Origin of the sequence: Bradyrhizobium sp. R2.2-H, assembly GCF_004346455.1 — a bacterium.
Taxonomy (GTDB): Bacteria; Pseudomonadota; Alphaproteobacteria; order Rhizobiales; family Xanthobacteraceae; genus Bradyrhizobium; species Bradyrhizobium diversitatis.
Genome location: NZ_SMBR01000004.1, coordinates 209671 through 233647, shown reverse-complemented (window position 1 = coordinate 233647; position 23977 = coordinate 209671). Strand labels below are relative to the sequence as shown.

Genomic DNA, 23977 nt, shown 5'->3' with positions numbered 1-23977 from the left:
CGATGAAGCGTCCTTCATACGTGATGGTCGCACTGCCGATCAATCGCGCCGTCGCGTCACTCCGCGATGCGCAGGTAGCGGGTCAGCTTGCGGTTTGCGGGGTCGCGCAGCGAGCGGTAGTAGTCGGCGCGTGATGGCTCGTCGGTGTGGCGCACGAGGTCGGTCACCGGGGTGTAGCTCAGCATGCGTCCACCGTCGGGCAGCGCGGTGCAGACGAAGCGCAGCACCTCGCCGTTGCTCAATTTGATGTTGATCGGCGTGGCATCGCCGCCCCGCACCATCTCCATGCGTCGCGCGATGAAGGTGCCGAGCTCGTCCTCCGGCAGCTCGAACGCGCCCGTGTCGCGGCCGTGATACATCAGCGCGATGAAGGGCGGCTTGCTTTCGGCGATCACGTCCGGCACCGCAAAATAATCGCGGAACGCGCGGTTGATGAATTCGGCCCGGGTCTCGGCATCGAGCAGCACGATGCCGATATCGACCTGGTCGAGCGCGGCCGACAGCCGCGCGGCCGTGGCGTGGCTCCGGCGCTCGGCCGCGACCGTGCCGAGGAGCCGCTCGCGCATCAGGCCGGTGATGCCGGCGGTGCCGACAGCCGTGACGGTCAGGAGACCGAGCCGGACCAGATCGGCGGCGCCATAGCCGGAAACGCCGTGGCGATTGAGGAAGAACAGTGCCGCGCCGATCACTGCGACAACGGCCGTCGTCATGGCGGAGGCGAGCCCCGCGAGCGCGCCGGCGAGAGCCACGATGCAGACCAACAGCGGCGCGGGCGAGGGGGTGGGGAAAAGGCGATCGAACAGCATTGCCAGCAGCAGGGCCGCTGCCGTCAGCGCCGGACCGGAGATCGCACGCCATCCGAACCGCATGGACCAGTCTCGCTCCTCACGAACGAGGTCAGGCGGCAACACTGACTGATTGTTGCGTGACTGCGATGCGGTTTCGTGCGGCGTGCTTAAGGCGCGCTTGCGTGCAAGCCTCAAGCTTTCCGATGATTTTAGACCATGTGCGCGTGCTTGACGCGTTGTTGCAGTGCGGGCGCATTCAGCGTCGACGTCCCCACGCCCTTGCGCGTGCCGACGATGATCAACAGCGACGCCGCGACCAGGATGGCCGCGGTCAGGGTGATTGCAACGACTACCACAGGTGATTTCATCGACGTCCTGTCGCGATGCCGGTCGGCGCGGGCCGCGCGGCGCCCTGAAGGCAGGTCCAGGATGAAACGGGAATCAGACCGGCAGGCCCATCGCCATGGTCGCCTTGGTCGACAGCACCGTCAGGGTGACGATCAGGCACAGCGAGAGCGCGGCGACGGCGAGCGAGGCCGCGACCGCATGGGTAAGCCGGGAAGACGCGACGGTAGCGGATGGGCTCTGAAAGCCTGCCGTGCCGGACGCCCGCATCATGGTCTAAATCCTTCAACACGCGAGCGAATCACCCGCGACTTTCCGAAATCTCCCAGTTTCAACCGGCAATATTGCGGCGGCCATCGCGCCAAAAATGGCGACATTGCGGCAAAGGGAGCCCTTGTGCCCGCTATTCGCGCAGGTATGGCGCCGTCAGGCGCCCGCCGCGATGCTGGCGGGGTCGTCGATGTCGGCCGGGCGCCAGTCCATGGTCACGAAGCCGGGCGCGGCTTCGACGCGCGCGAGCCAGTCCCGGATCGCCGGGAAGGTGGAAAGATCGAAGTCGCAACGGTCGGCGAGGTGGGTGTAGCCATACAGCGCGATGTCGGCGACCGTGAGTTGGCGCGCGGCGAAATAGGCGTTGGTCTTGAGATGGTTCTCCATCACCTGGAGCGCGCCATAGCCGCGCTCCATCCAGTCCTCCAGCGAATGGGTCTGGAGATCGCGGCCGCCCTTAACCAGCGATAGCCAGAAATAGGCGGCGCCGATGTTCGGCTCGAGCGCGTGCTGCTCGAAGAACATCCATTGCAGCGCCTCGGCGCGATCGATGCGGTTTTCCGGCGCCAGCGGCGTGCCGACGGCGACGTACCAGAGGATGGCATTGGACTCGGCGAGATAGCGGCCCTCGCCGACCTCGAGCAGCGGCACCTGTCCCGACGGGTTCTTGCCGAGAAAGTCCGGCGTGCGGCTCTCGCCGCGCAGGATGTCCACCTCCACCGCTTCGTAAGGCAGGTTGAGCAGCGCCAGCGCAAGGCGGACCTTGTAGCTGTTGCCCGAGCGTTGCATCGAATAGAGCTTGTACATTCTGCAGTTCGAATCCGAGGACGTGAAGACGCGGCGATCGTGGCCCCCGCGAGGCGGCTAAACAATGATGCCGATGCGAATCCGCCGCAAGAGCCGGCCAATAGAAAAACTCGAAAACCCTGCCGCACTGCAACGTCGCGGAAGATCATTTCCGCGCGAGCATGCAATTCAGCTCACGCTTGCGTCAACGCGGGCATTGCTCGGCGAGATCATCAAGTGGGTAGGGATCGTATCCTACGATCGGACGGACCAGTGCCTGCGCATCGCCATGGCCGGGCTTGTCCCGGCCATTCACATTGCCACATCGCAAGAAGTACGTGACTGGCCGGACAAGCCCGGGCATGCAAAATTGCTCCGAGGACAGGCCTTGCCGGATATGAGGAATTTGGCCGGCAAAGTTACGGAACATTGCGGTCGGGGCGCTTCGAAACGCCGGAAATCCGCAAACTTTTCCGAGATCGGGACGAAGTTTCTTGCGGCGCAGCGGCACACGTCTTAGGGTGGCTCATTCCCACAATTGGAGTCGTGAGGCGAAAGGCTTCACGACGCTCGCCAGGAGATGATGATGTCCTTCCTTGCCGCTGCGCTCGACCGTGTGAAGCCGTCCGCGACCATCGCGGTCACGGATAAAGCACGCGCGCTGAAAGCGGCTGGCCGCAACGTCATCGGCCTCGGCGCTGGCGAGCCCGACTTCGACACGCCCGCCAACATCAAGCTGGCGGCGATCCACGCCATCGAGGCCGGCAAGACCAAGTACACCGCGGTGGACGGCATCCCCGAGCTGAAGGAAGCCATCATCGCCAAGTTTCAGCGCGAGAACGGCGTCGCCTACAAGCCGAACCAGATCATCGTCGGCACCGGCGGCAAGCAGGTGCTCTACAACGCGCTGATGGCGACCATCAATCCGGGCGACGAGGTGATCATTCCCGCGCCCTATTGGGTCAGCTATCCCGAGATGGTCGCGCTTGCCGGCGGCGAGCCGGTGCCGGTGGTCTGCACCGCGGCGACCGGCTTCAAGCTCCAGGCAGAGGCGCTCGAGCGTGCGATCACGCCGAAGACCAAATGGGTCATCCTGTGCTCGCCGTCGAACCCGACGGGAGCTGCCTACACGCGCTCGGAACTGAAAGCGCTCACCGACGTGCTGGTGAAGCATCCCCATGTCTGGGTGATGACCGACGACATGTACGAGCATCTCGTCTATGACGACTTCCAGTTCACCACCGTCGCGCAGGTCGAGCCTGGTCTCTACGACCGCACGCTCACCGTGAACGGCGTCTCCAAGGCCTATTGCATGACCGGCTGGCGTATCGGCTATGCCGGCGGTCCGGCGCATCTCATCAAGGCGATGGCGACGATCCAGTCGCAATCGACCTCGAACCCGTGCTCGATCGCGCAATGGGCCTCGGTCGAGGCGCTGAACGGTCCGCAGGAGTTCATTCCCGCCAACAACAAGGTCTTTAAGGAGCGGCGTGACCTCGTCGTTTCCATGCTCAACCAGGCGAGCGGCATCGAGTGCCCGCGCCCCGAAGGCGCGTTCTACGTCTATCCGTCCTGCGCCGGCACCATCGGCAAGAAAGCGCCGTCGGGCAATGTGATCGCCAACGACGAGCAGTTCGTCACGGAGCTGCTGGAGACCGAAGGCGTCGCCGTGGTGCAGGGTTCGGCCTTCGGCCTGGGACCTGCGTTCCGCATCTCCTATGCGACCAAGACCTCGGATCTCGAAGACGCCTGCAAGCGCATCCAGCGCTTCTGCGGCAATCTGCGCTGAGGCTCAGTCGCGACAAGACATCGAAAAGGCCCGCCTCTGGCGGGCCTTTTTTAATTGTTTGCACGCTTATCCTCATGCGCGATCTGGCACCACCACGGCTGTTGTGGCATAGACCATCACGCAACACGGGTGGGGCGCTCTCTCTGCTCGCATCACATCATCGCCGGAGACATTCATGCGTCGTTCATTCCTCCTCGCAGGGCTCGCCGCCGCCAGCCTTCTTGCCTCCGTCGCGAGCGGCAGCGCGCAGCAGCGGATGACGCGGATCGGCGTGCTCGAGTGCCGCGGCGGCGCCAGTGTCGGCTTCATCGTGGGATCGGTAACCCATCTCGGCTGTGTGCTGCGCGCCGACGGCGTGCCCGACGACCGCTACGTCGCGACCATCCAAAAGGTCGGCCTAGACATCGGCATCACCCAGGAGACGGCCTTGGCCTGGGGTGTGTTCGCACCGGTCGACCGGCTCGGCCCCGGCGACCTCTCCGGCAATTACGTGGGCGCGCAGGGCAGCGCCTCGGTCGGTGTCGGACTTGGCGGCAACGTTCTGGTCGGCGGCTCCAACAACTCGATCGCGCTCCAGCCGCTCAGCGTGCAGGGCCAGGTCGGCCTCAACGTCGCTGCCGGACTCGCAAGCCTGGAACTGCGTCCGGGGCGTTGACATTCGGCCCCGCGGCGCTCCGTTCACCTCTCCCCGGCGGGGAGAGGTCGGATTGCGCTCGGCAATGCGAAGCATCGTCCGCAGCAATCCGGGTGAGGGGCCGCAGTGTGTAGTGATAGCCCCTCACCCGGATCGCATCGATCGATGCGATCCGACCTCTCCCTCCGGGAGAGGTGAACACTGACGACGCACCGCAGCGACGTTTGATGCTTGCCAAATCTAAGGGACGGGCAGAGCATCGGCGCTTGCCGACCCAATCATGGGCCGAGCTCCACACCAAGGAGGCGGCGAATGGGACAAGACGTCAGAAGTCCCCGAGGTCCACGGTGCATCGCGCTGGTGGGCCCTTTCCAAAGCGGTAAAACCACACTTTTAGAAGCAATCCTGGCGCGAACGGGCGCAATCCCGCGTGCCGGCAGCGTCGATGCCGGAACCTCCGTCGGCGACGCCACGCCAGAGGCCCGTCAGCACAAGATGACCGTCGGGCTGACCGCCGCGACCACGAATTTCATGGGCGACAGCTACACCTTCCTCGATTGTCCCGGTTCCGTCGAGTTTGCCCACGACATGCGCGCTGCGCTTCCCGCGGTCGATGCCGCAATCGTGGTCTGTGAGGCCGACGAGAAGAAGCTGCCGCAGCTTCAGATCATCCTGCGCGAGCTGGAGGAGCTAAAGATCCCGCGTTTCCTGTTCCTGAACAAGATCGATCGCGCAAGCCAGCGCATCCGCGAGACGCTTGCCATGCTGCAGCCCGCCTCGCGCGTGCCGCTGGTGCTGCGCCAGATCCCGATCTGGAAGAACGAGTTGATCGAGGGCTTCGTCGATCTCGCGCTGGAACGCGCCTTCATCTATCGCGAGCACAAGGCCTCCGAGGTGATCGCGCTGAAAGGCGGCGATCTCGATCGCGAGAAGGAAGCCCGCTTCTCGATGCTGGAGAAGCTTGCCGATCACGACGATGCGCTGATGGAGCAATTGCTCGAGGACATCCAGCCGCCGCGCGATGCCGTGTTCGACGATCTCGCCCGCGAATTGCGCGAAGGCTTGATCTGCCCGGTGCTGCTGGGCTCGGCTGCGCGCGAAAACGGCGTGCTGCGCCTGATGAAGGCGCTGCGCCACGAGGCGCCCGGCATCGCGGAGACGGCGAAACGTCTCGGCGTTCCCGAGACCAGGGACGCGCTTGGCTACGTCTTCAAGACAATGCATTCGCAGCATGGCGGCAAGCTGTCGCTGACGCGCCTGCTTGCCGGCCATCTCGACGACGGAGCGACGATGCAATCCGCCTCCGGGGGCTTGGGGCGCATCTCCGGCATCCTCGCCGTCAACGGTGCCTACGATACCAAGCGTGCCTCGGCCGAAGCCGGCGACACGGTGGCGCTGGCGAAGCTCGAGGCGATCAAGACCGGCGACACGGTGTCGAACGGCAAGACGCCGCCCGCGGCCTTGATCACGAGCGAGCCGACGGCGCCGGTGCTCGCGATCTCGATCGCGGCCGTCGATCGCAAGGACGACGTCAAGCTCGGCCAGGCGATGGCGCGGCTGCATGAGGAGGATCCGTCACTCGTCGTCGTGCAGAACGCCAAGACCCATGACACCGTGCTGTGGGGGCAGGGCGAGATGCACCTGCGCGTGGCCGGCGAGCGGCTGCGCGATCGCTTCGGCGTCAAGGTCACCTCGCATCCGCCGGGGATCGGCTACCAGGAGACCATCCGCAAGCCGATCACCCAGCGCGGGCGGCACAAGAAGCAGTCCGGCGGTCACGGTCAGTTCGGCGACGTCGTGCTCGACATCAGGCCGCTGCCGCGCGGCGACGGCTTCAGGTTCGGCGAGAAGGTCGTGGGCGGCGCGGTGCCGCGCAACTACATCCCGGCGGTGGAAGAAGGCGTCGTCGACGGATTGGCCCGCGGCCCGCTCGGCTTCCCCGTCACCGACGTGGAGGTGACGCTGACCGACGGCTCCTTTCACAGCGTCGACTCCTCCGATCTCGCCTTCCGTACGGCGGCGCGGATCGGGCTCAACGAAGGCTTGCCGCAATGCCAGCCGGTCTTGCTGGAGCCGATCCACATGGTCGAGATCGTCTGCCCGACCGACGCCACTGCCAAGATCAACGCGATCCTGTCGGCGCGGCGCGGACAGATTCTCGGCTTCGACACCCGCGAGGGCTGGAGCGGCTGGGACTGTGTCCGCGCCATGATGCCCGAAGCCGAAATCGGGGAACTGATCGTCGAGCTGCGCTCGGCCACCGCCGGCGCCGGCAGCTTCACCCGCCAGTTCGACCACATGGCCGAGGTCACCGGCCGCGCCGCCGACCAGATCATCGCCGCGCATCAGCACGCGGCGTAAGACACGTTAGGGGGTCTCCGCTCTCTCACACCCTCTCGCCGCTCTTCGCGGCGAGAGGGTGGGGTCAGGGGCTGCTTCCGCGGGTGCGGCAAAAGTTGGACTCTCCCGTTCTCCTCCCACCGTCATTGCGAGCCAACGGGTCCACGCGACGCGCGGCCCCGTTGGCTCGCAGTGACGATGTGGATGCGGACCTGCCTCAGGCTGACGCGAGGATTCGCAGAACCTCTCCCCGCGGAAGAACCGGGAGAGGTTAGCTCTTCTGTTCGATTTTGCTTGATGCATTTTACATCATTGTATATGTTCTAGATATCATTTATAGGGGCTGATAAGTGAGGCCAAGGTGATCACGGCATTCCAGATGCGGGCAGCCCGCGCGCTGCTCGGCATTGACCAGAAAACCTTGGCCGAGCTCGCCGGCGTTTCGCTGCCGACCATCCAGCGGATGGAGGCCAGCACCGGCAATGTTCGTGGCGTGGTCGAAACCCTGATCAAGGTGGTCGAGGCGTTCGACCGGGCCGGCGTCGAGCTGATCGGCGAGCAGGCCCGCAGCGACGGCGGTGGGCGTGGCGTTCGCCTGAAGGAGCCGGGGCAGCCGCGCCGCGTCGGAGCATGATCGCGCGTTGATCGTGCCCGGAATCAGGATGGGCTAGCGCATCGTCGCACCTCGGCAACGAAGGGGCGCATGGTGCTTTGGAGCATTGTGGGCATGAGCATCACGACCGATCAGGCAAGCCGGCTGCACCAGCTGCGTCAGCCGACCTTTGCCGAACTGTATTTGCCGAAGCTCGTCACCGTCTGGCGCGAAGGCTACGGCATCGCGGATTTCCGTGCCGACGTCTTCGCCGGCCTGACCGTTGCGATCGTCGCGCTGCCGCTGTCGATGGCGATCGCGATCGCCTCGGGCGTGACGCCGGACCGCGGTCTCTATACCGCCGTCGTCGGCGGCTTCATCGCCTCCCTGCTCGGCGGCAGCCGCTTCCAGATCGGCGGGCCTGCGGGCGCGTTCATCGTATTGGTCGCAGCGACCGCGGAGCGGCACGGCGTCGATGGCGTCATCCTCGCCACCATGATGGCGGGCCTGTTCCTGGTCGCCGCGGGCCTGCTACGGGTCGGCACCTACATCAAGTTCATCCCCTATCCGGTGACGGTCGGCTTCACCGCCGGCATCGCCGTGATCATCTTCGCCAGCCAGCTCCGCGATCTCTCAGGCATCACGCTCGCAGGGAAAGAACCCAGCGAGTTCGTGCCAAAGCTCGTTGCGCTCGCCGGCGGCCTCAACACCATCAATCCGTCTGCCGTCGCTGTCGCCATCGTCAGCATCGCCATCATCGCCGGCTTGCGCCGCTGGCGGCCGTCCTGGCCCGGCATCCTGATCGCGGTCGTGTTTGCGGCGGTCGCGACTGCAATGCTGTCGCTCCCGGTCGAGACCATCGGCTCGCGCTTCGGCGGTATTCCGCGCGAATTGCCCTCGCCCACGCTGCCCGCGTTCTCGCTGGAGAAGGCAAGGGCGGTGCTGCCGGATGCGATCGCCTTCGCGCTGCTGGCCGCCATCGAATCGCTGCTGTCGGCGGTGGTCGCGGACGGCATGACCGGCCGCCGTCACCGCTCCAATTGCGAACTGGTGGCGCAAGGCGCGGCCAATATCGGCTCGGCGCTGTTCGGCGGCATCTGCGTCACCGGCCTGATCGCACGCACCGCCACCAACATCCGCGCCGGCGCGCGCGGACCGCTCGCGGGCATGCTGCATTCGGTGTTCCTGCTGCTGTTCATGCTGATCGCGGCGCCGCTGGCGAGCTACATTCCGCTGGCCGCGCTCGCCTCCGTGCTGGTCGTGGTGGCCTGGACCATGGCGGAGAAGCACGAATTCGCCACGCTCCTGCGTTCGTCATGGGGCGATGCCGTGGTGCTGCTGGCGACCTTCCTGCTCACGGTCTTCCGCGATCTCACCGAGGGCATCCTGGTCGGCTTCGCGCTCGGCGCGGTGCTGTTCATCCATCGCATGGCGGAGATGACGGGCATCGAGGAACGCACGCCGCTGGTGGCGGCCGATCGCCCTGACGATGGCAATGGCGATCGCGTTCCCTACGATTCCGCCCTCGCGGTCGACCGCGACGTGCTGGTCTATCGCATCACCGGTGCGTTCTTCTTCGGCGCGGCCTCGGCGATCGGCGGCGTGCTCGATGGCATCGCCGACGAGCGCAAGGCCTTCGTGGTCGATTTCGCCGCGGTGCCGTTCCTGGATTCGACCGCGGCCAACGTGCTCGGCCGCGTCGCCGCCAAGGCGCACCGCCAGGGCATCAAGCTGTTCATCACGGGAGCCTCGCCCACGGTCCGCCGCGCGCTGCTCACCCATGGCGTGACGCCGCCGCGCGCACGCTATCGCACGAGCCTCGAGCGCGCCATCGCCGACATCAAGAGCCGGGCTGCCGACGAGCCCGCTGCGAGCTGACGACGTACGCTTGACAGAGCGGGCGCGACGCGAAATGGATCGCCTCGGAAACGACCCGAGGGAAAGATGACCGCGCCAAGAACTCCCGCAGCCTGTCTGATCGGATGGCCGGCCGCGCATTCGCGCTCGCCGCTGATCCATCATTACTGGCTGCGCACGCTCGGCATTGCAGGCGGCTACGTCATCGAGGCGGTGCCGCCCGAGAATCTGCGCGATTTCGTGTTGCGGCTGTCGCTCCGCGGCTTCGTCGGGGCCAACGTCACCATCCCGCACAAGGAAGCCGTGCTGGCGCTGTCGACGCCTGACGCCCGCGCAAAGGCGGTCGGCGCCGCGAACACGTTGTGGTTTGCCGACGGCGAGCTGCGTTCGACCAACACCGATGTCGAAGGTTTCATTGGCAATCTCGACGCCAGCGCGCCCGGCTGGGGCGCGGCCGAGCAGGCGCTGGTGCTGGGCGCCGGAGGCTCCGCGCGCGCGGTCGTGTTCGGCCTGCTGGAACGCGGCATTAAGAGCGTGCATGTCGCCAATCGCACCGTCGCGCGGGCTGAGACGCTGGCAACGCAGTTCGGGCCGAACGTGCGTCCGCTGCCGTGGGACGCGATCAACGATGTGCTGCCGCGCGTGAAACTTCTCGTGAACACGACTTCGCTCGGCATGCACGGCCAGCCTTCGCTCGATGTTGACGTCGCGCGCCTGCCGCAGGCGGCGGTCGTCGTCGACCTCGTCTATGTTCCCTTGGTGACGCCGCTGCTGGCCGCAGCAACGTCGCGCGGCCTGAAGACCGCCGACGGGCTCGGCATGCTGCTGCATCAGGCGGTGCGCGGCTTCGAGCTGTGGTTCGGCCGCCGGCCCGAGGTCACGGCCGAACTGCGCGCATTGGTCGAGGCCGATCTCACAAAGACTTGAGTGGGGCGCGGCGAATAGCACACCATCTCCGGAGTTCTACCGTCGTGGGGCAATCGGAGACCGTCATGTCTGTTCAACGTGCAACTTTCACACGTCCGCTGATCGCCGTCGCGATGGTGGCCGTCTCGACCTACTGCGCCTTTGCCCAGCGGGCGCCGGTGCCGACGCGCGTGCGCGGCACGATCGAGAGCGTCAATGGCGACACCATGCAGGTCAAGTCGCGCAGCGGTGAAGACGTCAAGCTTCATATCGCCTCCGACGTGAACGTGTCGGGGATCACCAGGATTTCACTCGCGGACATCAAGCCGGGTTCGTTCATCGGTGCGACCACCGTGCCGGGACCGGACGGCAGCCAGAACGCGGTCGAGGTTCACGTGTTTCCGGAGAGCATGCGCGGCACCGGCGAGGGCTCCCGGCCCTGGGACCTCAAGCCGAACTCCAGCATGACCAATGCGACCGTGGCCGAAAGCGTCGTCGGCAATGATGGTCACACGCTGCTGGTCAAGTACAAGGACGGCGAGAAGAAGGTGTTCGTCGCCGACAACACGCCGGTGGTGACCTTCGTGCCGAGCGACAAATCCGAGTTGAAGCCGGGTGCGAAGGTCATCGCCTTCATGAAGCAATTGCCCGACGGCTCGTTCGAGACCAACCGCGTCAGCGTCGGCCGCGACGGCCTGGCGCCGCCGATGTGAGGGGCGGATACCGTCACCACAATCTCGGCTGTCGTCCCGGACAAGCGCGCCCTCAAGGCGCGCGCCGATCCGGGACCCATAACCCCAGGGAGAGGTTGTTGCGCAAGACGGATAACTCCGAGTCCCCGTAACCACGTCCGCCTGTGGTTATGGGTCCCGGATCAGCGCTCCGCTCCTGACAAACTCTGCGTTGCCAGAAGCTACGCTTGTCCGGGACGACAGCCGTGATTCGAGGCCCGCTTCTTGCGCCTCGGTGCTCACATCGCAATGATATGATCGTCGATCTCGTCGATCCGGTTGACGCCGCACAGGCCCATGGTGGTGAGCAGCTCCTTCTGGATGATGTCGATCGCCTTGGCGACGCCGGCCTGGCCGCCGGCACCGAGGCCGTAGGCATAGGCGCGGCCGATCATGCAGGATTTTGCGCCGAGCGCGAGCGCGCGCATCACGTCCTGGCCGGAGCGGATGCCGCCGTCGAACATGATCTCCATCTTGTCACCGACGGTGTCGACGATTTCGGGCAGGACCTCGATCGAGGACGGTGCACCGTCGAGCTGACGGCCGCCGTGGTTGGAGACCACGATCGCCTGCGCACCGGTCTTTGCGGCGAGCTCGGCATCCTCGACGTCGAGGATGCCCTTCAGGATCAGCTTGCCCGGCCAGATCGAGCGGATCCAGTCGATGTCGTTCCAGTTCAGCGAGGTGTCGAATTGCGAGCTGATCCAGGTCGATAGCGAGGTGATGTCGTCGCTGACCTTCAGATGACCGGCGAGATTACCGAAGGTGCGGCGCTTGCCTTGCAGCACGCCGGAGACCCAGGCGGGCTTGCTGGCGAAGTCCAGCAGCTTCGACAGCGACCATTCCGGCGGCACCGTCATGCCGTTCTTGATGTCGGCATGGCGTTGGCCGATCACCTGCAGGTCGACGGTCAGCACCAATGCGCTGCACTTGGCCGCGATCGCGCGCTCGATCAACGCCTTGATGAAGCCGCGGTCCTTCATCACGTAGAGCTGGAACCAGAACGGCTTCTCGACATTGGCGGCGATGTCCTCGATCGAGCAGATCGACATGGTCGATTGCGTGAACGGGATGCCGGCGGCCTGTGCGGCGCGGCAGGCGTGGATCTCGCCGTCGCCGTGCTGCATGCCGAGAAGGCCGACGGGCGCGAGCATCAGCGGCATGGTCGCGGGCTCGCCCAGGATCGTGGTCGAGGTGTCGCGCTTGGAGACGTCGACCAGGATGCGCTGGCGGAATTTGATCGCCTGCATGTCCTCGCGGTTGGCGCGCAGCGTTTCCTCCGCATAGGAGCCGCGGTCGCAATAATCGAAGAACGCCTTCGGCACGCGGCGCTGATGCAGCGCGCGAAGATCATCGATACAGGTGATGTGCTTCATGTCTTTTCCCCGGCCCGTCTTGCTTGGAAGTCTTGCATCGGAAGATTTCGGGGTCATCTAGCATGGTTGGATGCATAGCCAAATCGTTTGCAGGACGTTTTGCAGGAGGGCGCGATGACGAGGCCGCACGCTGGACCTTCGCCGGAAGAGATCAAGGAGAAGCACGATCTCGAGGAGGCGCTGGAAGAGGGATTGGAAGAGACCTTTCCGGGCTCGGATCCCGTCAATGTCACCCAGCCGGCGCCGAGCCGCGAGGATGGCCATGTGAAGCGCACCCGCTAGGGGCGGGTTCCGCCTCGGCGCCGTGTTCCGGCCGGAAATATAGTGTTAACAAGATCTTACTGAGCCGGCGCCGCGCCCGGTTCCGTAATGATTCATCATATTTCTTGAAGCCAAGTTAGCCGCGATAGCATTATAAGACCCCCAGCAAATCAGGGATGCGGGGCCCTTTCGGGCATCCCGTGGTTGTAGAGGGGATCCCCTGGTTGTTGCCTTTGGGGGACGATATGAGCCGCAAATATTTCGGGACGGACGGGATTCGGGGCCGCGCCAACGGACTGATCACGCCGGAGCTCGCGCTCAAGGTCGGCCAGGCCGCGGGCCTTGCGTTTCAGCGCGGCGACCACCGCCACAGGGTCGTGATCGGCAAGGACACCCGCCTGTCCGGCTACATGATCGAATACGCGATGGTCGCAGGCTTCACCTCGGTCGGCATGGACGTGCTGCTGGTCGGCCCGATGCCGACGCCGGCGGTCGCGATGCTGACCAAGTCGATGCGCGCCGATCTCGGCGTGATGATCTCGGCCTCGCACAATCTGTTCGAGGACAATGGCATCAAGCTGTTCGGCCCGCAGGGCTTCAAGCTTTCCGACGACGTCGAGAAGCAGATCGAGCAGCTGCTCGACGAATCTCTCGACAGGAGGCTGGCACAAAGTGCGAGCCTGGGCCGCGCCCGCCGCATCGACGGTGTGCACGACCGCTACATCGAATTCGCCAAGCGCACGCTGCCGCGCGATCTGTCGCTCGACGGCCTGCGCGTCGTGATCGATTGCGCCAACGGTGCCGCCTACAAGGTGGTGCCGGAGGCGCTGTGGGAGCTGGGCGCCGACGTGGTGGCGATCGGCGTCGAGCCCGACGGCTTCAACATCAACAAGGAATGCGGCTCGACCTCGCCGGAAGCGCTGTCGAAGAAAGTGCGCGAGATGCGCGCCGATATCGGCATCGCGCTCGACGGCGACGCCGATCGCGTCATCCTGGTCGACGAGCGCGGCCACATCGTCGACGGCGACCAGCTGCTCGCGGTGATCGCGCAGAGCTGGAAGGAGGACGGACGCCTGTCGCGCCCGGGCATCGTCGCCACCGTGATGTCTAATCTCGGCCTGGAGCGCTTCCTGAAAGGGCAGGGGCTCGATCTCGTGCGTACGCCGGTCGGCGATCGCTACGTGCTCGAGCAGATGCTGAACGGCGGCTACAATCTCGGCGGCGAGCAGTCCGGCCACATCATCCTCTCCGACTACGCCACCACCGGCGACGGCTTCGTGGCTGCCTTGCAGGTGCTGGCCGTGGTGCAGAAGCTGCGCCGGCCGGTCTCGGAGGTCTGCCACCGCTTCGACCCGCTGCCGCAGATCCTCAAGAACGTCCGTCACAAGGGCGGCAAGCCGCTCGACGATTCCGACGTCAAGTCGGCGATCTCCGACGGAGAGATGCGCCTCAACGGCCACGGCCGTCTGCTGATCCGTTCTTCCGGCACCGAGCCCGTGATCCGCGTCATGGGCGAGGGCGAGGACCGCATCCTGGTCGAGGACGTCGTCGACACCATCGTCCTGGCGCTGGGGCAAGCGGCGGCGTGAGTCGCTTCTTACCCTCCCCTGGAGGGGGAGGGTCGATCGCGCATAGCGCGAGCGGGGTGGGGTGATCTCTCCACTCGGGCACTGTTCGATGCGGAGAGACTGTCACCCCACCCCGTCTCGCATTTCGCTGCGCTCAATGCGAGACGACCCTCCCCCTCCAGGGGAGGGTGAGCAGTCCCGATCGGCCAGACCCACGCATCCCAGCCATTTGCGATTGGCGGTGGTTCCTCCACGCCCTGCATCGTAATCAGCGCGTCGCGGCAATCTGCCGCGCCGGGACCGCTGCATTGAACAAGCCTGTCGTCGTCTCAGAGGAAACGCTGACCGAGCCCGTTGTCGTCAGCGACGTGTCGCCCGCTGCCGCCAAGGCGGCGGGGCCGGCTTACATCGTGCTCGCCGGCATCAGCTTCTCGCACTTCCTCAACGACACCATGCAGTCGCTGATCGCCTCGGTCTATCCGATCCTGAAGGACACCTACGCGCTCGACTTCGCGCAGATCGGCATGATCACGCTGGCCTTCCAGTTCACGGCCTCGCTGCTCCAGCCGGTGGTCGGGCACTACACCGACAAGAAGGCACAGCCCTATTCGCTGGCGATCGGCATGGCCTCGACCTTCTTCGGCCTGCTGCTGCTCAGCGCCGCGCACCAGTATCTCGTCATCCTCGTCGCTGCCGCGCTGGTCGGCCTCGGCTCGGCCGTGTTTCACCCCGAGTCGGCGCGCATCGCGCGACTCGCATCCGGCGGCCGCTACGGTTTTGCGCAGTCGGTGTTCCAGCTCGGCGGCAGCTTCGGCACCTCGATGGGGCCGGTGCTCGCCGCGCTGATCGTGGTGCCGTTCGGTCAGGGCAGCATCGCCTGGTTCTCCTCGATCGCGTTCCTCGCGATCCTCATCCTCTGGCGCATCGGTCGCTGGTATGCGCCGCAGATCAAGGCGAAGAAGACGGCCTCGGTTCAGGCCCATCCCGACGCGCCGAGCTCGCGCCGCGTCGCAGTGGCGCTGGCGGTGCTGGTCGCGCTGCTGTTCTCGAAGCAGCTCTACGTCTCGAGCCTGTCGAGCTACTACATCTTCTACCTGATCGATCGTTTCGGCGTGTCGACGCAGGCAGCCCAGATCTATCTCTTCATCTTCCTCGCCGCGAACGCCGTGGGTGCGTTTCTCGGCGGCCCCCTGGGCGACCGCTTCGGCCGCAAGATCGTGATCTGGATCTCGATCCTGGGCGCGCTGCCGTTCACGCTGGCGCTGCCCTACGCCGGGCTGGTTGCCAGTGCCGTGCTCAGCGTCGTCATCGGCCTGATCATCTCCTCGACGACCTCGTCGATCATCGTGTTCGCACAGGAGCTGGTGCCGCACCGCTTCGGCATGATCTCCGGCGTGTTCTTCGGCGTCGCCTTCGGCATCGGCGGCCTCGGCGCGGCCGCGCTCGGCAAGCTCGCCGACCACACCTCGATCGAGTTCGTCTACCAGGTCTGCGCATATTTGCCGGCGATTGGCTTGCTTGCGGTGTTCCTGCCCAAGCTGCCGCGGCACGTGCGTTAACGCATTACTATTCGCTGCGTTGCAGCTTCATACATCGTTAGGAAATGCGCCCGCCCCGCGCTGCATTTTTGCAACGCTGCCGCCGCATCGGCGTGTAGGTAGAGAAAAAATCAACCTTAAAAATTAGGGTTAAGTGGCGCTTAAACATTTGCTGCCATCGTCCGGGTCGTGAGTTTCCAGAACGTGGGGCGCCCGTCTTTGCCTCACCGGCCAAAAGGACGAAGCAATGCGTAGCGTTAAGTCTCTGCTTGCCGCGGGTGCGGCAACCCTGATCTCGTCGATGGCGTTCGCCGCCGATATGCCGATCGCGGCGCCCCCTCCCATGTACGCGCCGCCCGCCCCGCCCGCCGATTTCGGCGGCTGGTATCTGCGCGGCGACATCGGCATGACCAATCAGCGCGCCAAGAGCATCGACGCCGCCTTGCCGGCTGGGTATCAGAAGACGACGGAGGGGTTCGGCTTCGACTCGTCGCCGCTGTTCGGTCTCGGCGTCGGCTATCGCTTCAACAACTGGTTCCGTGCGGACGTGATCGGCCAGTACCGGGGCAAGGCCACCCTGCATGGTGCAGACAACGTCATTGGGCCAGGCTTCGTCGGCTCCAACAATTACAGCGGCAGCAAGTCCGAGTGGGTCGTCATGGCCAACGCCTATGTCGATCTCGGCACCTGGTGGTGCATTACGCCGTTCATCGGTGCCGGCGTCGGCGGCTCCTACAACAAGATCAGCGGCTTCCGGGACGACGGCGTCTCGTACAGCCCGGGGCTCAACAACAGCGTCGCCTATTTCGCCGACAACGGAAAGTGGAACTTCGCCTGGGCCGCTCACGCCGGTCTCGCCTACAAGGTCAACCCCGGCTTCACGGTCGAACTGGCCTACAGCTACATGGACCTCGGCGACGCCGCGCCCGGCAACTATCGCCTGTTCGACAACAGTGCCTCCGGCCCGACCTCGATCAAGATCAAGGACATCACCTCGCACGACATCAAGCTCGGCGTGCGCTGGGATCTCAGCAGCCCGCCGGCCTACATGCCGCCGCCGCTCGTCACCAAGGGCTGATCGTCAGCCTCATCGCTTAACGTCTCTTAACGGCGCGGGATCATCCCGCGCCGTTTTGCTTTGCGTATTTTTCACGGCTCGCACTGACGAAATTGCCTACCGCAACCATTGGTTAAGGTTAACGAGCCATGATCACGGGCGAAAGTTCGAGTCGATGGAGCGTTGCGATGCGTGGGCTTTTGTTGGGGGCGGCGATGTTGGGGACGGTGTCTGCCGCGCACGCGGCCGACATGCCGGATCTGCCCGTCCTGCGCGGCGGCTACACCGAGGGCCTGTCGAAGACGACCCAGAATTGGGATGGCTTCTATGTCGGCGGTCACTTCGGCTACACGACCGACTCGTCCGATTTCGGCCAGAGCGTGGTCGGCCTGACCAACTACATCTTCCGCGACAGCGTGCTTCAGCAGCCGACCTCGTCGTGGTCGCTGCTGTCCAAGAACACCGCGCAAGGCACGAATTTCGGCGGCTTCGTCGGCCGCAACTGGCAATGGTACGATGCCATTCTCAGTCTCGAAGGCACCTACACCTATTTCAACAACCTCAAGGCGTCGTCGATCGGCGTCAACTCGCTCGACATCATCAACCCGCCCGGCGACGTGGTGCCTGAAGGCGCCACCAACCATTGGGGCGTGACGTTGACCGGAGCTGCCGCAGCGCAGGTCAAGGACATGGTCACGCTGCGCGGGCGTGTGGGCTGGGACGGCGGCGACTTCATGCCTTACATCTTTGCCGGTGCCGTCGTCGGGCGCATGGATGTCTCTCGCACGGTGACGAGCAATGTCACGTTCCGCCAGGATACGACCGTTACGGATGCGTTCGGCAACACGGCGATCGTGACGGGAGCGACGCGCGCCGTCCCGACGCAATCGCAGACGCAGAGCCAGCACAAGAGCAACGCCTTCGTGCCCGGCTGGACCGCCGGCATCGGGTTGGAATATTGCCTGTGGGCCGGCCTGTTCGCGCGCGTCGAATACGAGTACGTGCAATTCTCTCCGGTCATGAACACATCGGTGGTTCTGAACAGCGCGCGCGTCGGGCTCGGCTACAAGTTCTGAGCCGTCCGCTTCCTGTTGACAGATTCCCTCTGTCCTGATGCTCTGTCGCCCGAAGGCGGGGCGGCAGCGATGAAGATCTACGGCGACGGCAATTCCGGAAACTGTCTGAAGGTGAAGTGGGTCTGCGACAAGCTCGCAGTGCCCTACCAGTGGATCGAGATCGACACGCGCAAGGGCGAGACGCGCACGCCGCAATTCCTCAGGATGAACGGCGCCGGCCAGGTGCCGACCATTGAATTCGACGACGGCCGCACGCTCGCACAGTCCAACGCCATCATCCGCTATCTCGCCCGCGACAGTACGCTCATTCCGCGCGACGCCTTTGCCGCGGCCAAGATGGACGAATGGCTGTTCTGGGAGCAGTACAGCCACGAGCCCTATGTCGCGGTGTGCCGCTTCCTCCTGGTCTACCTGGGCAAGGACGCATCCGAGCTCGATCCCGAGAAGGTCATGCGTGGCTATGCGGCGCTCGACCGCATGGAGCAGCATCTCTCCGGCAGCCGCTTCTTCGCCGGCGATGAGGTTTCGCTCGCCGACGTGTCGCTGCTCGCCTATACGCGCCTCGCGCATGAAGGCGGCTTCGATCTCGGCCGCCATGCGTCCGTCCGCCGCTGGATCGGCGAAGTCGAAGCGTTTCTCGGCCTTGCGCCGGCGCGCTGAGGTGCGGAGTTGTCTGACATGAATGCCGAAGCCGTTTCCATCCGTCCCGCGCGCCGCGAGGACGTCGCCGCGATCGTGGCGATGCTCGCCGACGATCATCTCGGCCGCGCGCGCGAGCGCGTGGAGGATCCGTTGCCCGCCTCCTATTACGACGCATTCGCGCGGGTCGAGCGCGATCCGAATCTCACGCTCGTCGTTGCCGAGAGCGCGGGCAGGGTGGTCGGCTGCCTGCAACTCGCGATCCTGCCGGGACTGAGTTCGCAAGGCGGCGTGCGCGGCCTGCTCGAGGACGTTCGCGTTGCTTCCGATTGTCGCAGCCGCGGCATCGGCGAGCAATTGGTGCAATGGGCGGTCGCGGAAGCGAAGGCGCGCAATTGCAATCTCGTCGAACTGCTGACGCATCAGACCCGCGTCGACGCGCAGCGCTTCTACAAGCGGCTCGGATTTGCCGCGAGTCATGTGGGCATGACTGTCCGCTTTTGAGGCAGCGGAAGCGTTTTCGAGCGAAGTGGGTTCGCGTCAAGAAAACGCGTCAATACGAGAATCCAGAGTCCCGTTCCAATTGTATCGGAATGGGGCTCTGGCCGCGAGCCTTGCGCGATCAGCAAATTCGGATCGCGCATTCGTTCATCTTAATGGGCGGTAAACTACCCGTCCGTCGTTCACGTTGAATCGGGAACGAACAGTGCTACGGCAGCTTTTGGCACCGGGCTCGGTTGGTTCGGGGATTTCGATGACAAGCTATTCAATGATCAAGGTCGGCAACGACTACGTCGTGCAGGCCCATGACAAATGCATTTTGAAGGTCGGCAGCCGCCGCAGGGCCGCGCAATTGATCAGCGATGCCACGGACTTGCTGAATGCGCTCGCCGTCGTCGAATCCCCGGAGATCGCACCCGAGGCGCCATCACTCGCACGTGAGGCCCCGGAACTTCCTTGACTGCTCTTCCCGATTCCCGTATCAGCCGCGGCGGGACACCTCCCCCCAACGGGAGGCTTACTATCTGGAAGGGTAGATCATGACTGTAGCGAAGCCCGCTTCGCGGCCGACCGTGCCGCATTTCTCCTCCGGTCCCTGCGCCAAGCGCCCCGGCTGGAACGCCCAAAATCTCAAGGACGCAGCGCTCGGCCGCTCGCATCGCGCGAAGATCGGCAAGACAAAGCTCAAGCTCGCCATCGACCTGACGCGCGAAGTGCTCGAGGTCCCCGCCGATTACCGCATCGGAATCGTGCCGGCCTCCGATACTGGCGCGGTCGAGATGGCGCTGTGGTCGCTGCTCGGTGCGCGCCCCGTCACCACGCTCGCCTGGGAATCCTTCGGCGAGGGCTGGGTCAGCGACATCGTCAAGGAATTGAAGCTCAAGGACGTCACCAAGCTGAACGCGGCCTACGGTGAGATTCCCGATCTGTCGAAGGTCGATCCCAAGAGCGACGTCGTCTTCACCTGGAACGGCACCACCTCAGGCGTGCGCGTGCCCAACGCCGACTGGATCAGCGCGAGCCGCGAAGGCCTGACCATTTGCGACGCGACGTCCGCCGCATTCGCGCAGGCTCTCGACTGGCCGAAGCTCGACGTCGTCACCTTCTCCTGGCAGAAGGCGCTCGGCGGCGAGGCCGCGCATGGCATGCTGATCCTGTCGCCCCGCGCGGTGGAGCGGCTCGAGACCTACAAGCCGGCTTGGCCGCTGCCGAAGATCTTCCGCATGACCAAGGGCGGCAAGATCAACGAAGGCATTTTCGTCGGCGAGACCATCAACACGCCCTCGATGCTCTGCGTCGAGGACTATCTCGACGCGCTGAACTGGGCCAAGTCGATCGGCGGCCTCAAGGCGCTGATCGCGCGTGCGGACGCAAACACCAAAGTGCTCGCCGACTGGAAGGCGAAGACGCCCTGGATCGACTTCCTCGCCAAGGATGCTTCGATCCGCTCCAACACTTCGGTGTGCCTCAAGTTCACGGATCCCGCGATCACCTCGCTCTCGGAGGACGCGCAGGCCGACTTCAGCAAGAAGCTGGTCGCGCTGGTCGAGAAGGAAGGCGCCGGCTTCGACTTCGCCTATTACCGCGATGCGCCGGCCGGCCTGCGCATCTGGTGCGGCGCCACGGTGGAAGCGAAGGACGTCGAATTGCTGACGCAGTGGATCGACTGGGCCTTCGCCGAGACCAAGGCCGCTCTGCCCAAGGCAGCGTGATTGCTTTCTTCGCCTCTCCCCGTTCTTACGGGGAGAGGCCGGGTCGCGCAGCGATCCGGGTGAGGGGCTCTCTCCACGGGCACCTCTCCTGTGGTTGCCCCTCACCCCAACCCTCTCCCCGTAAGAACGGGGAGAGGGAGAGCAAAGTGCTTCTGCGCAATTCCTCGTTCCGGCCCTCGGGGCCGATCCTCCCTCAGGGACGGTGAAGGACACATCCCCATGACCAAACCCAAAGTTCTCATTTCCGACGCGCTCTCGCCCGCCGCCGTACAGATCTTCAGGGATCGCGGCATCGAGGTCGACTTTCAGCCCAACCTCGGCAAGGACAAGGACAAGCTGGCCGAGATCATCGGCAATTACGACGGTCTTGCGATCCGCTCGGCGACCAAGGCAACCGCCAAGATCCTGGAGAAGGCTGCGAAGCTGAAGGTGATCGGCCGCGCCGGCATCGGCGTCGACAATGTCGAGATTCCCGCCGCCACGGCCAAGGGCATCATCGTGATGAACACGCCGTTCGGCAATTCGATCACGACCGCCGAGCACGCCATCACCCTGATGCTGGCGCTTGCGCGCGAGATCCCGCAGGCCGACGCCTCGACCCAGGCCGGCAAGTGGGAGAAGAACCGCTTCATGGGCGTCGAGATCACCGGCAAGGTGCTCGGTGTCGTCGGCTGCGGCAATATCGGCTCGATCGTCGCCGACCGTGCGCTCGGCCTGCGCATGAAGGTGATCGCGTTCGACCCGTTCCTGTCGCCGGAGCGCGCCAAGGACATCGGTGTCGAGAAGGTCGAGCTCGACGACCTGCTGAAGCGCTCCGACTTCATCACGCTGCACACCCCGCTCACCGACAAGACCAGGAACATCATCGACGCGGCCGCGATCGCCAGGATGAAGAAGGGCGTGCGCCTGATCAACTGCGCCCGCGGCGGCCTCGTCGACGAGCAGGCGGTGGTCGATGCGCTCAATTCCAAGCACATCGCCGGCGCCGCCTTCGACGTGTTCGTCGAGGAGCCCGCGACCAAGAACGCGCTGTTCGGCCATCCCAACGTGATCTGCACGCCGCATCTCGGCGCTTCCACCACCGAAGCGCAGGAGAACGTCGCGCTCCAGGTCGCCGAGCAGATGTCGGATTACCTGCTCACCGGAGCGATCTCGAACGCCGTCAACTTCCCCTCGATCACGGCCGAAGAAGCGCCGAAGCTGAAGCCGTTCATCGCGCTTGCCGAGAAGCTCGGCTCCTTCGCCGGCCAGCTCACCGAGACCGGCATCCTCAAGGTGGAGATCACCTATGAGGGCCACGTCGCCGAGATGAAGATCAAGGCGATCACCTCCGCCGTGCTGTCCGGCCTACTGCGGCCGATGCTGGGCGAGGTCAATGTCGTCTCCGCGCCGGTCGTCGCCAAGGAGCGCGGCATGGTGGTGGACGAGATCGTGCGCGCCGCCCAGAGCGACTATGAGAGCCTGATCACCGTCACCGTCGCGACCGAACGCCAGGAGCGCTCGGTCTCCGGCACCGTCTATCATGACGGCAAGCCGCGCCTCGTCGATGTCAAGGGCATCCGCGTCGATGCCGAGTTCGGCAAGTCGATGATCTACGTCACCAACGAGGACAAGCCGGGCTTTATCGGCAAGTTCGCAAGCCTGCTCGGCGACGCCAAGATCAACATCGCCACCTTCCATCTCGGCCGCGTCGCGCCCGGCAGCGATGCCATTGCGCTGGTCGAGGTCGACGGCGCGGTGCCGGCGGACCTGCTCGCCAAGGTGCAGGCCCTGCCGCAGGTCAAGCAGGCCAAGGCGCTGACGTTCTGAGTGCGGGAGATTCCACCGGATCTTCGTCGCGGTTGTAGCGCTCATTGGTAGGATCGGTTCGGCGGCCTCACATAGAGCCATCGCACTGAGCCGCCGCTGCGTTCCGAAGCGACCTTTGCGCCGGTCGGGCGAACCTCCATCAGTCAGAGGTTCGCCCGGCGGCATCGGTCGGTCTCTTGATGGACCGTTAGTTCACGTGCGGCTTCGACGGATAGAACCGATCCCTCGCTCGAGCGGCATGGGCCTGCGCCATAGGCGGGAGCCTGGCTTCGCCAACACTCGGCCGCGATGGCAGAGCTTTGGGGATCGGCCGTGCTTCGCTGGGGAAGGCGCGACCCGGCAGTCGCTTGTCCGAGGGATTGGGCGTACCGGCGAAGCCGCCGCCGCCCGCGCCGGTGCAGTCGAGCGACACCTGCTTCCATCCCGTCGACTGCCCGATCGGGTTGGTCTTGTCCTCGGCCATCGCCTGCACGCTCGTCGTCTTCGACACCGAGATCTTCTTGGTGAAGACCGCCTCGTACTTGCCTGGCGAAACGAACGAGGACCAGGCCTCCACGAACTGGCTCTGCATCGGCTCGTTACCGACCTTGGTCCAGAGCTTGAACTTGACCCCACCGGCCTTGCTGGTGCCGACCCGGACGCGGGCGTGGGTCATCTGGCACTTCGCCCCGGGATTGGGACTCGTCACATGGCCGGCAGAGGTCATGAAGCGGAGGTGGATGTCCTTGACGCTGAAGTTCGGCTCCTTGGCGGCGACGTCATCGGCCTTGCCATGCTTGCCCTCGCATTTCACCGGCACGGCCACGTTGGCGGTGTGCTTGAGCGGCGCTCCCAGCCCGCCCGAAGGAAGCGGACCGACATCCTTGCTCGGCATCAGGAACGAGGTGATCAGCTCGACGCCAACCGAACCGAACATGCTGTGGCTTTCGCGAATACCCTTTCCTTCGTCGAGCTTCTTGTTGCAGGTCGCAATGATGGCCTGCTTTTCCGCGGTCGTCATGAAGTCGGTCGAGCCTTCATAGGTGGCCGAGAAGTTCACCCCATCATCGTGCTTCTTGTCGGGAGACACGTTGACGAAATACATGCCTTCGGGGTGGCCGAGTTGACGCACCTTGTAGTTCACGATCGGGTACGACGGAGTCGTGATGAGGACCTTGATGGGCAGACTGATGGTGCTGCCCTCGATCTTGGTCCACGAGGTGCCGTTCTCGGAAACGACCTTCAGGACGGTCGAGCTGAAGCCGTTGCCGGCGATCGTGCCGTTCGCGCGTGACGCATGAGCGCCGGTGCTACCGGCCATCAACAGGAGGATCGAGGCCGCTGCACTGCGCAGGAGCCATGGCGGGAGAGGGGTGGCAAAAGGCATCGAAAATCTCCGTAAGGGTTTGAATTAACAATTGAT

The 23977-nt window shown here is 64.8% G+C and carries 24 protein-coding genes; 18 read left to right on the top strand and 6 right to left on the bottom strand.

What is annotated here, in order from left to right:
- Positions 1 to 56 precede the first annotated feature (56 nt).
- The 4 genes from EDE08_RS12020 to EDE08_RS12010 form a co-directional block, all read right to left on the bottom strand.
- The gene (locus tag EDE08_RS12020) at positions 57 to 869 is read right to left on the bottom strand and encodes a PAS-domain containing protein (RefSeq protein ID WP_131869228.1); all 813 of its coding nucleotides are present in this window, start codon (positions 867 to 869) and stop codon (positions 57 to 59) included.
- Positions 870 to 997: 128 nt separating this feature from the next.
- Positions 998 to 1156: a hypothetical protein gene (locus tag EDE08_RS12015; RefSeq protein WP_035672192.1), complete on the bottom strand. Its 159-nt coding sequence runs from the start codon at positions 1154 to 1156 to the stop codon at positions 998 to 1000.
- A 73-nt stretch (positions 1157 to 1229) separates the two neighbouring features.
- Positions 1230 to 1406: a hypothetical protein gene (locus tag EDE08_RS38390; protein WP_162832045.1), complete on the bottom strand. Its 177-nt coding sequence runs from the start codon at positions 1404 to 1406 to the stop codon at positions 1230 to 1232.
- 153 nt (positions 1407 to 1559) lie between these two features.
- The gene (locus EDE08_RS12010) at positions 1560 to 2210 is read right to left on the bottom strand and encodes a glutathione S-transferase family protein (RefSeq protein ID WP_131869229.1); all 651 of its coding nucleotides are present in this window, start codon (positions 2208 to 2210) and stop codon (positions 1560 to 1562) included.
- Positions 2211 to 2274: 64 nt separating this feature from the next.
- Between EDE08_RS12010 and EDE08_RS12005 the strand changes: the two genes are divergently transcribed.
- The 8 genes from EDE08_RS12005 to EDE08_RS11970 all read left to right on the top strand — a co-directional run bounded on the left by EDE08_RS12005 (position 2275) and on the right by EDE08_RS11970 (position 11020).
- Positions 2275 to 2709, top strand: coding sequence for a hypothetical protein (locus EDE08_RS12005; protein WP_165935880.1), 435 nt, complete (start codon positions 2275 to 2277; stop codon positions 2707 to 2709).
- Between the two features lie 66 nt (positions 2710 to 2775).
- Complete coding sequence (locus EDE08_RS12000) at positions 2776 to 3978, top strand: pyridoxal phosphate-dependent aminotransferase (RefSeq protein ID WP_131869230.1); 1203 nt, start codon at positions 2776 to 2778, stop codon at positions 3976 to 3978.
- A gap of 175 nt (positions 3979 to 4153) precedes the next feature.
- Positions 4154 to 4633, top strand: coding sequence for a DUF992 domain-containing protein (locus EDE08_RS11995; RefSeq protein ID WP_131869231.1), 480 nt, complete (start codon positions 4154 to 4156; stop codon positions 4631 to 4633).
- Between the two features lie 291 nt (positions 4634 to 4924).
- The gene (locus EDE08_RS11990; RefSeq protein ID WP_131869232.1) at positions 4925 to 6973 is read left to right on the top strand and encodes an elongation factor G; all 2049 of its coding nucleotides are present in this window, start codon (positions 4925 to 4927) and stop codon (positions 6971 to 6973) included.
- A gap of 340 nt (positions 6974 to 7313) precedes the next feature.
- A complete protein-coding gene (locus EDE08_RS11985) occupies positions 7314 to 7586 on the top strand; it encodes a helix-turn-helix domain-containing protein (protein ID WP_131869233.1) in 273 nt (90 codons plus the stop codon).
- A 93-nt stretch (positions 7587 to 7679) separates the two neighbouring features.
- On the top strand, positions 7680 to 9422 hold the full coding sequence (locus EDE08_RS11980; protein ID WP_131869234.1) for a SulP family inorganic anion transporter: 1743 nt from the start codon (positions 7680 to 7682) through the stop codon (positions 9420 to 9422).
- Positions 9423 to 9488: 66 nt separating this feature from the next.
- Positions 9489 to 10328, top strand: a complete 840-nt coding sequence (locus EDE08_RS11975; RefSeq protein WP_131869235.1) for a shikimate dehydrogenase — start codon at positions 9489 to 9491, stop codon at positions 10326 to 10328.
- Positions 10329 to 10393: 65 nt separating this feature from the next.
- Positions 10394 to 11020: a hypothetical protein gene (locus EDE08_RS11970; RefSeq protein ID WP_165935879.1), complete on the top strand. Its 627-nt coding sequence runs from the start codon at positions 10394 to 10396 to the stop codon at positions 11018 to 11020.
- 257 nt (positions 11021 to 11277) lie between these two features.
- On the opposite strand, the gene EDE08_RS11965 is transcribed toward EDE08_RS11970, so the two are convergent.
- Positions 11278 to 12414 carry an alpha-hydroxy acid oxidase gene (locus EDE08_RS11965; protein ID WP_131869236.1) on the bottom strand — a complete coding sequence of 379 codons (1137 nt, stop codon included), beginning with the start codon at positions 12412 to 12414 and terminating at the stop codon, positions 11278 to 11280.
- Between the two features lie 114 nt (positions 12415 to 12528).
- Between EDE08_RS11965 and EDE08_RS38385 the strand changes: the two genes are divergently transcribed.
- The 10 genes from EDE08_RS38385 (at position 12529) to serA (ending at position 22575) form a co-directional block, all read left to right on the top strand.
- Complete coding sequence (locus tag EDE08_RS38385; protein WP_165935878.1) at positions 12529 to 12696, top strand: hypothetical protein; 168 nt, start codon at positions 12529 to 12531, stop codon at positions 12694 to 12696.
- 224 nt (positions 12697 to 12920) lie between these two features.
- On the top strand, positions 12921 to 14264 hold the full coding sequence (gene glmM, locus EDE08_RS11960; RefSeq protein ID WP_028180072.1) for a phosphoglucosamine mutase: 1344 nt from the start codon (positions 12921 to 12923) through the stop codon (positions 14262 to 14264).
- Positions 14265 to 14551: 287 nt separating this feature from the next.
- On the top strand, positions 14552 to 15802 hold the full coding sequence (locus tag EDE08_RS11955) for an MFS transporter (RefSeq protein WP_165935877.1): 1251 nt from the start codon (positions 14552 to 14554) through the stop codon (positions 15800 to 15802).
- Positions 15803 to 16028: 226 nt separating this feature from the next.
- The gene (locus tag EDE08_RS11950; RefSeq protein ID WP_131869237.1) at positions 16029 to 16859 is read left to right on the top strand and encodes an outer membrane protein; all 831 of its coding nucleotides are present in this window, start codon (positions 16029 to 16031) and stop codon (positions 16857 to 16859) included.
- 167 nt (positions 16860 to 17026) lie between these two features.
- A complete protein-coding gene (locus tag EDE08_RS11945) occupies positions 17027 to 17914 on the top strand; it encodes an outer membrane protein (RefSeq protein ID WP_131869238.1) in 888 nt (295 codons plus the stop codon).
- 69 nt (positions 17915 to 17983) lie between these two features.
- A complete protein-coding gene (locus EDE08_RS11940; RefSeq protein ID WP_131869239.1) occupies positions 17984 to 18574 on the top strand; it encodes a glutathione S-transferase family protein in 591 nt (196 codons plus the stop codon).
- An 18-nt stretch (positions 18575 to 18592) separates the two neighbouring features.
- A complete protein-coding gene (locus EDE08_RS11935; protein ID WP_131869240.1) occupies positions 18593 to 19057 on the top strand; it encodes a GNAT family N-acetyltransferase in 465 nt (154 codons plus the stop codon).
- 265 nt (positions 19058 to 19322) lie between these two features.
- Positions 19323 to 19514, top strand: a complete 192-nt coding sequence (locus tag EDE08_RS11930) for a hypothetical protein (protein WP_245524776.1) — start codon at positions 19323 to 19325, stop codon at positions 19512 to 19514.
- Positions 19515 to 19593: 79 nt separating this feature from the next.
- Positions 19594 to 20766, top strand: coding sequence for a phosphoserine transaminase (locus EDE08_RS11925; RefSeq protein WP_131869242.1), 1173 nt, complete (start codon positions 19594 to 19596; stop codon positions 20764 to 20766).
- A gap of 219 nt (positions 20767 to 20985) precedes the next feature.
- Entirely contained in the window at positions 20986 to 22575 is a 1590-nt protein-coding gene (serA, locus tag EDE08_RS11920; RefSeq protein ID WP_131869243.1) for a phosphoglycerate dehydrogenase, read from the top strand.
- 187 nt (positions 22576 to 22762) lie between these two features.
- Here serA and EDE08_RS11915 read toward each other — a convergent pair whose 3' ends face one another.
- The gene (locus EDE08_RS11915) at positions 22763 to 23941 is read right to left on the bottom strand and encodes a hypothetical protein (RefSeq protein ID WP_131869244.1); all 1179 of its coding nucleotides are present in this window, start codon (positions 23939 to 23941) and stop codon (positions 22763 to 22765) included.
- Positions 23942 to 23977: the final 36 nt, after the last annotated feature.